The following is a 10,684-nucleotide window of genomic DNA, read 5'->3' as shown; positions in this document are numbered from 1 at the left end:
TTACCAGTAGGCAGGTAAACGAGGTTCAGCTCTTTATCATAAGTGGGGATGGTCCACACATTGGGGGTTTCCAACGTGTAGGTCTGATCTTCGGGGGGAGCACCGGTATTTTCCGGGTCACCCACATCCCAGGCCCAGACCAGAGAGCCGTTCCGCACATCATAAGCGCGCACCACACCTGAGGGTTCACCGTGAACAATATCACGCACCCAGCCGCCAATAACAGCAACATGACCCATAACAACTGGAAGGGAGGTTGGGTGATAGCGTTTACCACCTTCAACCGGGCCCATCTGTTTTTTAAGGTCAACCTCACCGTTTTCACCAAAGCCCGTACACTGCGCACCCGTATGGGCGTCCAGCGCGATGAAGCGGGCATCCACGGTCGAAACAAGGATACGCTGATGGCACATAGGCGCAGCGTCATCTGCCGCCTTTTCCTCAGCCGTGAGGGTGGTGTCTTTCGCGGCATCATAATACCCAACACCTCGGCACGTGACGTGTTCAGCAGTATGAGCCTTGGGGTCAAATTTCCAGATTTCTTTTCCGGTATCGGCTTCCAGAGCCGTGATCAGATTTTCCGGTGTGCAGGAATAGAGCACATTGCCAATCTGCTGCGGCGTGTTTTCATCCACCCCGGCACCTGGCCCATGTGTTCTTCTGCCCGTGTGGTAAACCCAGGCCACCTTCAACTTGCTGACGTTTGCCGGTGTGATCTGGGTGTAAGGCGCGTAACGGGTGCCCTGAGCATTCCGCCCATAGAACTCCCAGTCCTCAGGTGCCTCTGGCTTACCAGTTTGAGCCAGTTGAGGGTTTGCAGGAGATGCATCCGGATTGCTGATCTGCCCATGAGGGAAAAAGGCTTCCACCAATGTCACCAGCAGGCACCCAACAATACCCAGACCGCCAAAAACCGTACCCCGCTGAACAGCTGACGGTGTTGCCGGAAAAGTCGCCACGGCCCACAAATTAAGAGCAAACAAAATGGCTGGCACAACCAGACGCGGCAAAAGCGCCCAGTATCCAATTTCAGGCGTGTCACATAGCGCCCACACAAAGGTTGCTGCAAAAACAACGCCTGAAACAATTAAGGTATACGGATGCTTCAGGAAAACCAGGACTGCCAGTACAATATAAGCCACCCCGGCCAGCAGGTAATAACTTGACCCACCCAGCGTTAGAAGCTGCATGCCACCGTAAGCAAGCGCCAGACCAGCTGCAAGGCTGATAACAGAAAAAATGGCACGATAAATGCCACCTAACGGAGAATGGTGATCTGCGGGTTGAACGCCACCCATGCTATCACTCCAATATTGAAATCGTCCTGACAGTAAGGTGTCGGGCCGAGGTTGCGACTAAATCCAGATGCACTGGCTTCCGATAAGAGGTTTTTTCTCGCAGATGGTTTTATTATCTGACCACGGACATCATCCATCTGCCAACACAAGAAACACCTTATTTAAGCAAGCAGGATGTTCCTTTCTGACAGAAACACTCACCACCTCAAAGATGCCCCTTCCTTAAAGAGCGGATGTCATCACTTACTCTGCGCGGCTATTCTCCATCATTTTTCCAGAAGAGTGGAAATTGCTCTGTGTCCAATATGCTGGCTTCTGTCAAGGACACAAAGAGCGAAATCTTTATAAAAATGAAAACATTTTATCAAAAAAATTCAAATTTATATTGCTTTCCTTAAAAAGGGCGCCCCAGACATTCCCGATGACTTCCATCCACAATACTTTAATTTAAAGCGGAAAATCCTCCCTCTCCTTTCCCCACGTCAAGACGCCCATAACAAAGGGAGGCAAACGCAATGATCCCACTCGAAACACCTCCTTACCTCTATGGACTCGGGAGATAGGGGGAATCACGTTCCGGTGATGGAATGCAACCTTTCTCAACCTGACATACGCACAAAAATCCCCAACGCAGCTTTCCTCATAAAACCTAACCCATTGATAGATATTTATATTTTTATGATAATCCTACTCATCAATAAATCCTCTTCGGCTTATTCCTACATAAAATAAATATGGAGAAGCCACATTTCATATATTGGACATTGACCCGCTTTCAGTGCCTTAAAGAACCCATGCACAACACCAAAAAGAAAATGAGGAGCTTGACACTATGCCACCCTGCTGAATGATATTTTCCGACCGCGTCGAGCATATAAAACAGGTATTTAGGATATTTCATTTTATATTTTTTGTTTTTCTTTTTTAATATTTTTCAGAGGCTCCTTTTCGAACTCATTTTGAGAGGGACGATCCAAAAAAGGAAGAGAACAACCTTCCTAAAACCCAAAACGTATATCTATAGTTTTGTCAAAAAACTATTTCACGAAATCGTGTTTTTTACTTTCTTATTTTCAAAAGACTTTCAGTAAAAACATGCTATCTGATGCTGCCTTCTTCTCACAAAAGAAGGCTCTCTTGGCGGAAGACGGACCCTGATTCGTCAGGGTCCGTTTAAAACACTTTTGGAGCCTAAAATGCATAAAGTCTTTCATGGACAGAATGTACACGTTTCTGCTCATGAAGAGTGTTTACCTCTGCTGCCCTTATTGTCCGTGTATAATCGTCTCCATTCTTTCGTCTAACTCCTTATATTTTCTGGCCAGAGTGCCAAAACTTATCCTTGGTCAGATCATGTATCGCAAATCCCGTCACAGAAGCCCCATACTCCAAACATGCTTTACACTATGGGGACTAACACTCACAGGAAGTCTGATAATAAACGCCTCTTTCAGTATGGCACATGCTGATGAAAGCGGAAAAGAACAACAGGCCCCCAAAAACCCTGTCTATGTAGACGTTATTTCCGGAACGCAAACACAGAAACAGGATGATAATTCACAACCGGATCCACGCGTTCTTGTTCGCCCTAAAAACTCTCCACTCCCTGCAAGTGGGGTTCCTGTAGCACCATGGCCTGGCCTGGCCACAATGGTGGTTCCTAGTGTGGATGAATATCAGAGCTCAAAAACATTCCATAAAATGGAACTGGATGTTCTGACTGGAAAAGAAGGTGTCTCCTGGCTCCTCCCTTCCGAAATGGACGCCCAGCGTCGTACGGATATGGATGACCCCTATTATGTTCCAACGGCAGGAAGCGGACATCTTATCCCGAAAATCATGCCTTTTAGACAAAGACTACAGAAAAAAGGTTTTGTATTCTCTTTCTCTTATAAAGGTGAAGCCATGGCCAATATCCATGGTGGCATGCAACGCGGCATGGATTACGTGCATGAACTCACCCTGCAAATGAACTTTGATCTGGGAAAAATGGCAGGCTGGAATGGGTGGTCCATTCATACACTCCTCATGAACCGTGCTGGGCGTGAGGTTTCTCATGATCGTGTTGGAGATTATTACGTAAACCTTATGGAAGTTTACGGGCTTTCTGGGCATGTTGTTGCGCATCTGGTTGATTTCTACGCAGAGAAAAAATTCCTGCAAAACCGTATGGACATCACATTTGGGCGGATGTCTCTCACACACGTGTTTGCTACATCACCGCTAATCTGTTCGTTCATGGTTACGTGCTCAGCGCCAGTTGCCCTGAAAGTTGACCCAGGGTTTGCCGTTTACCCAAAAGCGACCTGGGGAAGCCGTATCCGCTTCCGACCGACACGGGATACCATGGTACAATTGGGCGCTTATCAGGTCAGCCCACTTTCCACCAACCCGAGCGGGTGGTCATGGGGGAGTGAAAACACAACGGGAATGATGCTGCCAATAGAATTTACATGGCAACCCTTCCTGACGCGCAACCGACTTCCTGGCCATTACGTTTTTGGTTACGCACATGACACCTCACGCTATCCAGACGTGCTGGGCGCATCCCCAGCAAACAAGGTCATTGCGACGGGCCGCCTTCATAGCGCCCCCATGGATATGTTCTGGTTTGAGGGCGATCAGATGATTTATCGCAAAGGTGGTCGTAACCAAATGGCGGGGGGCTATCTGATGGCAGGGTATATTCATAACACGCCACATGTTTCTTCCATCTCGGATGAAGCTTACGGAGGAATTTCCTTCAATGGCGTCATTCCCTCTCGCGTAACAGACAGATTAGGAATTTTATACTCCTGGTATCATGTCAGTCACCGTAAGGAACTGGGGCAAATGTATGCTCGGGATGCCGGGCTTTCATTAGGCGCGCAGGTTTTGGCACCCCAGACTGACTCCCATGTGATTGAAGCCTATTACGCGATTGATGCTGTTCCCGGCGTTCTGGTTCAACCTGAATTCCAGTATATGATCCGTCCCGGAGAAACCTCACGCAGGCCCGATGCCGCGCTTGTTGGTTTAAAAGTTATCGCCAACCTGTAAGGGGCCGTTTTTCCTGATCATACCGTTACACTTCAGTTTGTTTTTTATGACGTCAATATTTTCGATTTAAAACTCATTTCCTTAATAATTTACGGTCGGAAAAATTTAAATTTTTTGCCTATCGTGTACGAAAACCAACCGGCAACTATAGTGCTTACCCCCACCACCCAAAGATTATTCTTAAAATCAACTGTCACAGGAAAATGAGGCAGCGGTATCAACGGGAGGGTTTAATGCCTCCACTTCCTTCGGCCTGACAATGCCCTCTAAAGGATTGATATTGTTATAATTTACAAAAGGAGAAGGCCTGTTTTCCGAATTTTTCAGATTTCAAGCGATCTTAGCCATCGATGTACACCTGATGCCGAAGACTCCGGCCAAGCTTGCGCGTGAACACACATTTTCCATTTGCGTCAGCTCCATGAGCCCAAAAAACAGACTTGGAAATTCCAGTCCAATTACCCCAACTTTCATGCAGGCGCTCTCTTTCTGAGGGTTTATTAACCTCCATCATGGCACATCAATGCCTTACGGAGGCCGTCCACCTCAGTTGGAAAAGAAGACATCTGATGATGTAATAAGGTCACTCGCGTAACCCTTCTCAATTGACATCTGAATTTATTAACCATATTTTAATTAAAATTTTATTATTTTTAAGATGTGATTATGACCAATACTGAACTGATCCTTTCGCAATTTATTTTGCGCGCGCTGCGATCTGTTTTGTACCACTTGAAAATAGACTTTCCTTCATTCAGAACATTCTCGTTTGAAGACAAAAGAGACACAGATGCTTTTCGGTCTATATTAACCTATTGTGAATATCTACAAAGGGGTTATCCAAGTGATGGCCGCATAACCATGGTCATTGGCTGTGTGCGTTTACTATTGAATATTCCCACGGCGTCTGAGGCACTTGAATTCCTCAAAAATCGTTCCAACTCACGCATTTGCTCCATTCTTTTACTGTGTGTTCGTGTCCAGTTTCAAAATTGGTCTACCGCAAAAGACGAACTTATTGACTATTTGACACATTATGTCCGCCTGCCTCACCCTATTTTTGACATCCTGGCAAAAACCATCACTGCCCAGAACAGTTATGATGGATGGGTTTCTCTTTCCTTACAGGGAAAGCTAACGCTCATTGATTATACATCTTTTTGCACAGACGATTTGAGTATCTCTATTGATACGAACACTCTTCCTTTGAACTCTTTTACCTTTGTCCGGAAAGGTCCTCAGCTAGAGATTGACCTCCCTGAAAAATGGAAGAATGCCTGTTCTGTTATTATAAAACATCCTTATAGAAAATATATCAGTGGTGTTTTTGATATCGAAAACTTCCTAAAAATTGATGGTTATGTGGAAGCAACAGAAGAGCACATCAAAGGATGGGCGTGCTACCGTTCAGAACCAGAACGACCTGTAAAACTATCTGTTACAGTGGCCCCCGATAGGGATGACCATCCCCATTCATATCCCACTCGCAAGCATATCCAAATAGTAACTCATCCCACAAAACTATTTGATATCAGAACTCTTTCTGGAGAAGCATGCCTTCCATACTTCTCCATCTGTCTTAAAAAAATTTCTTTTTTAGGAAAGCATTTTTCAGTTAAAACAGAAATGGGACTGCCATTGTATGGAAGCCCCTTGCACATAAATATTCTAGCAGAACAGGCTCTTTCATATGCTCGTGCAACGCGAGAAGCTTTTCCCGCAATATGCCGGAAACAGTCTTTCTCAACGCACAATACCATCAAAAGAGTTGCCATTATCATACCCGTTTATAATGGCTTTGATATAACCCGTTTATGTCTGCAGCAGGTTATACGTTACAAACCAGACAATGCCCGTATTATCATTATCAATGACAAATCTCCCAATAAAGAGCTCACTGATTATTTGGAGGATGTCTCGAAAAAATATCGTATCACTCTTCTCCATAACAAACAGAACAAAGGCTTTCCTGCATCCGCCAATAGAGGAATGCGTCAAAGAAACACTGATGAAGATGTGATCCTTTTAAACAGTGATGCGCTCGTTTCAGAAAAATGGATTTTTCAGCTTCAGAAAGCCGTTTATTCAAAGGACGATATCGGAACAGCCACACCGCTATCAAATAATGCAACTATATTCAGCTATCCAAATAAAGATGGAAACAACCCGCTTCCAACAATAGAAGAGTGTGAAAATTTAAATACCATAATGATACAGACATGGCAGGGTGAACTTCCAGAGGTTCCAACCGCACATGGATTTTGCATGTATATAAAGTCTGACTGCTTGAAGAGCGTCGGATTGTTACGAGAGGATATTTTTGCGCAAGGTTACGGCGAGGAGAACGATTTTTCACGCCGAGCAGCCGCGTTAGGCTGGAGACATGTTGCCTGTTTGGGAACCTATGTTGGACACGCAGAAAGCCAATCATTCAGTCATGTAAAAACAGATCTGATCCGGCGAAACCTTTCTATCCTGAATGATCTGCACAAAGGGTATGACCAGCTTATTCGCAGGTGGCAGCAGAGAGACCCTCTGTTTTTTTATAGACGACGACTTGATCTTACCCGCCACAAACAAGATCATGGTTTGCAGAAATCTGTTTTTCTTATCATGCATGATCGTGCAGGGGGCATTTTACGGCATGTCGGCCATCGGGCCATCCATTATACAACACAAGGCTATGCAGCCTTCATCCTGAAACCGGACATACTGGAAAACGGACACACAGTTTGGCGACTTGAAAGCATGCTGAAAAATGAGTTCCCCAATCTGATCATTCCTCGAAGCCTTTCTTCTTTACGGCATCTCGTCCAAGAGCTTGATTGCCAGAAAATCGAAATTCATAGCTATATTGGTAATGGCCTTGACAATATTCTCCATATAACTCGGCTTGGCCTACCTTATGATGTTTATATTCATGATTATTCATGGTTTTGCCCACAAATCACCCTGACACAAAAAACCGGACTCTATTGTGGTGAACCCGGCAAAGAAGGGTGTCAAGCCTGCCTGATCGAAAACGGGAGCAAAACCGGGGAAAGCTGCTCCATTACGGCATTACGCAAAAAAAGCGCCACCATTCTTGAACAGGCGGAACAGGTTATTGCGCCCTCTCATGATACAGCCCAACGTTTGCGTCGATATTTTGATATTCCAGTGAATGTCATCCCTTGGGAGATTATCCGGAATGTTGAGAATATTTCTTTCTCCTTGCCCTCCTCTCGTCCCAAGAGAACTATTGGCATTCTGGGCGCAATCAGTGTGGAAAAAGGGTTTTATCAGATTCTGGCGTTAGCCCGCTTCATTGCTCAAAACACGTTACCCATTGAATTTGTTCTGATTGGATACAGTTGTGATGACAATGCCCTTCTGGAAACTGGTGTTGTCAAAATAACTGGACATTACAAAGAATTTGAAATCAAAGCCTTCGTCACAGCGTGCACCATAGATTGGTTTTTTCTTCCCTCTATCTGGCCTGAAACGTGGTCTTACGTCCTGACGCAAATCTGGATGACGGATAAACCAGCAATTGTGTATGATATCGGGGCCCCTGCTGAACGTATTCGTCACGCAGGTGGGGGCATCAATGTACCGCTGCACATGCCATATTCCAGACTTGCGCAGATTCTTTATGATCCGGGAAAATTTCAGACGCTCACAAGCAACGATAACTGCGCGTCAGCATTTTTCCCATTATCTCAGTAGGAAAAAAGTGCTGCAGGAAAGATCCTTACTCGGCGTTTATCACAGTAAGAGACCACGGCTTCTCGTCAGCCTCACCGGGTTCCAACCAAAGCGGTGTTGCATTCGGCAGACGCACATTGGCTGGCAAGTTCATGGCAGCGCGTAACGAGCGAAACAGTGCGCCGTGAGCAACAATCAGAGGAATGCCACCATTTTCCGTTGCGCGGTTTACAGCCTCAACGGCTCTTGCCCGTAACCGGGCAAAAGGTTCAGCCCCCGCTGGGGTATAATCACCAGCAATCCAACTATCATACCAGTCCCCCATGGGGAGACCTTCCTGCTCCCCAAAGCAGACCTCTTCCAACCCCTCATCGGTTTCCAGAGGAAGCGCTTCAAAGCCCTTGGCTATCAGCCCTTCCCGCACAATGGCTGCGGTCTGGAAGGCACGGTCCAATGGAGAACTGACGATGTGAGTAAATGCCGGATACTGGCTCACACCTGTTTCAAACAGCTTGGCCGCCGTATCGGCCTGAGCAATCCCCGTCTCATTCAGGGGCACATCTGTGCGCCCCTGAGACAGACCCTGCCGATTCCAGTCAGTCTGACCATGGCGGAGATACCAGTAAGGGCGGAGGCTAAGCTGAGACATTGTTCTCAATCAAAAAGGGAGGAAACGGAGCTTTCATCAGACACAGCCCGCATGGCCCGCGCCAGCAACCCCGCAATGGTAATCTGGCGGATATTGGCCGCTGCGGTAACACTTTCCGTCGCCTTGATGCTGTCCGTCAATGTCAGCATTTCAATACAGGAATTGCTGATCCGCTCAACTGCGCTGCCGGTCAGCACACCATGCGTCACGTAAGCACCGACAGACGCCGCACCGTTATTGAAAATGGCCTGCGCAGCATTGCACAGTGAGCCGCCACTATCGACAATATCATCCACCAGTAGGCAGTGACGGCCTTTAACATCGCCAATCACGTTCATGACTTCAGACACACCGGCCCGTTCACGGCGTTTGTCGATAATGGCAAGGTCTGTGTTCAGGCGCTGGGCAAGCTGGCGAGCCCGCACCACGCCCCCAACATCCGGTGACACGATCATGAGGTCACGGTCACCATACCGTTCCTTGATATCCCGCACAAACAGAGGGGCGGCATAGAGATTGTCCACCGGAATATCAAAGAAGCCCTGAATCTGCATGGCGTGCAGATCCAGTGTCAGAACACGGTTGGCTCCGGCTTCCACTAGAAGATTGGCCACCAGCTTGGCGCTGATAGGTGTACGGGGACCAGATTTGCGGTCCTGCCGCGCATACCCGAAATAGGGCATAACAGCCGTGATACGGCGAGCTGATCCGCGACGCAGGGCGTCCAGCATGATCAGCAGTTCCATCAGGTTATCATTGGTGGGCGTGCAGGTACTCTGCACCACGAACACATCTTCACCACGTACATTTTCATGAATTTCAACAAACACTTCCATATCGGCAAACCGGCGTACGGTCACGTTGCACAGGGGCATGCCAAGTTCGGTAGCGACTGCCTCGGCCAGCGGCAGGTTGCTGTTACAGGCGACGATCTTCATGGTACGGATGATTCCCGGCATTATCAAGGTTGGCAGATGGGCGGTGAGTCGTGGGGGGTTTAGCAACCGGCGCCCCTCTTGTCATCCACCCAGCGCGCCCCTCAGGCCACACCTGCGCGCACCGTGGCAAAAAAGCCCTTCCCACGCCCCTGCTCTTGCACTCAAAGGCACTGTTCTCTATCGCCATACCTTATCATGGATACCATGCAGAACTCCCCCCCAGCAGATGCTACGGTGCCTCAGCGCCAGGCTGAACCCGTGCTCCATCTCGTTCCGGAAAAAGGCGCATCCTATTTCAGGCATGCATGGCAGGATCTGGTCGATGGCCTGAAGCAGGCCAGACTGGGGTGCACATTGGGCTGGCTGGATATCAAACTGCGATATCGGGGGTCCATCCTGGGGCCATTCTGGCTGACGGCATCCACCGCCATCATGATTGCCGCCATGGGGGTGCTTTACGCCTACCTCATGCGTATGGATGTCCATGAGTATCTGCCCTTCCTCACTTTCTCGCTTGTTCTGTGGGGGTTTGCCAGCAGCACATTACAGGAAGGCTGCCGGACCTTTACCTCCGCTGCAGGGCTGATCCATTCAGCCCGAATGCCTTACACCTTGCATGTTCTGCGCGCGACGGTGCGTAACTGGCTGACGGTTGCGCACAACATTCCGGTGGTTGTGGTGGTTTTTCTGTGGTTTCACGTCAGCCCCGCCTGGTCCTGGACTCTTCCGCTCGGGCTGCTGGTCTGGGTTGTTGACAGTTTTGTAGCAACCTTGCTTCTGGCCATTTTAGGCGCACGCTTTCGGGATGTTCCGCCCATTGTGGCCAGCACCATGCAGATCCTGTTTTTTGTCACGCCAGTGCTCTGGAAACCGGCGCTCATGTCCTTTGGCCAGAATTGGCTGTTGCTGGACCCGCTGTTCCCGCTGATGGAAATTCTACGCGCACCGCTTACGGGCGAAGTTGTGAAAGCCGCAGTATGGCCCGCTGCGTTGGGATGGTCTGCCGGCCTGGGCGTATTGACCTTCCTGCTGTTTGCCCGCATGCGGGCGCGTCTGGCCTATTGGGTGTAAAA

Annotated in this window: 6 protein-coding genes (1 of these 6 cut by a window edge); 3 read left to right on the top strand and 3 right to left on the bottom strand. The window is 48.2% G+C overall.

Going from position 1 to position 10,684, the window contains the following annotated elements:
• Window positions 1-1,298 carry the 5' portion of a membrane-bound PQQ-dependent dehydrogenase, glucose/quinate/shikimate family gene (locus QWU00_RS09755; RefSeq protein ID WP_035377303.1) on the bottom strand. It extends 1,144 nt beyond the left edge of the window, so only the first 1,298 of its 2,442 coding nucleotides appear in the window; its start codon is at window positions 1,296-1,298; its stop codon lies off the left edge, out of view.
• Window positions 1,299-2,651: 1,353 nt separating this feature from the next.
• On the opposite strand from QWU00_RS09755, the gene QWU00_RS09750 reads away from it, so the two are divergent.
• Both QWU00_RS09750 and QWU00_RS09745 read left to right on the top strand, forming a co-directional pair.
• Complete coding sequence (locus tag QWU00_RS09750; RefSeq protein ID WP_392388302.1) at window positions 2,652-4,337, top strand: carbohydrate porin; 1,686 nt, start codon at window positions 2,652-2,654, stop codon at window positions 4,335-4,337.
• Between the two features lie 666 nt (window positions 4,338-5,003).
• Window positions 5,004-8,045: a glycosyltransferase gene (locus QWU00_RS09745; protein ID WP_081938919.1), complete on the top strand. Its 3,042-nt coding sequence runs from the start codon at window positions 5,004-5,006 to the stop codon at window positions 8,043-8,045.
• Window positions 8,046-8,070: 25 nt separating this feature from the next.
• On the opposite strand, the gene QWU00_RS09740 is transcribed toward QWU00_RS09745, so the two are convergent.
• A complete protein-coding gene (locus QWU00_RS09740) occupies window positions 8,071-8,673 on the bottom strand; it encodes a histidine phosphatase family protein (protein WP_035377299.1) in 603 nt (200 codons plus the stop codon).
• Between the two features lie 5 nt (window positions 8,674-8,678).
• Window positions 8,679-9,611: a ribose-phosphate pyrophosphokinase gene (locus tag QWU00_RS09735; protein ID WP_035377297.1), complete on the bottom strand. Its 933-nt coding sequence runs from the start codon at window positions 9,609-9,611 to the stop codon at window positions 8,679-8,681.
• Between the two features lie 204 nt (window positions 9,612-9,815).
• On the opposite strand from QWU00_RS09735, the gene QWU00_RS09730 reads away from it, so the two are divergent.
• A complete protein-coding gene (locus QWU00_RS09730; RefSeq protein WP_231551530.1) occupies window positions 9,816-10,682 on the top strand; it encodes an ABC transporter permease in 867 nt (288 codons plus the stop codon).
• Window positions 10,683-10,684 lie beyond the last annotated feature (2 nt).

This window comes from Acetobacter tropicalis, from assembly GCF_030644465.1.
GTDB lineage: Bacteria > Pseudomonadota > Alphaproteobacteria > Acetobacterales > Acetobacteraceae > Acetobacter > Acetobacter tropicalis.
The sequence above is the reverse complement of the archived record's forward strand: the minus strand, read 5'-3'. Positions and strand labels throughout refer to the sequence as shown.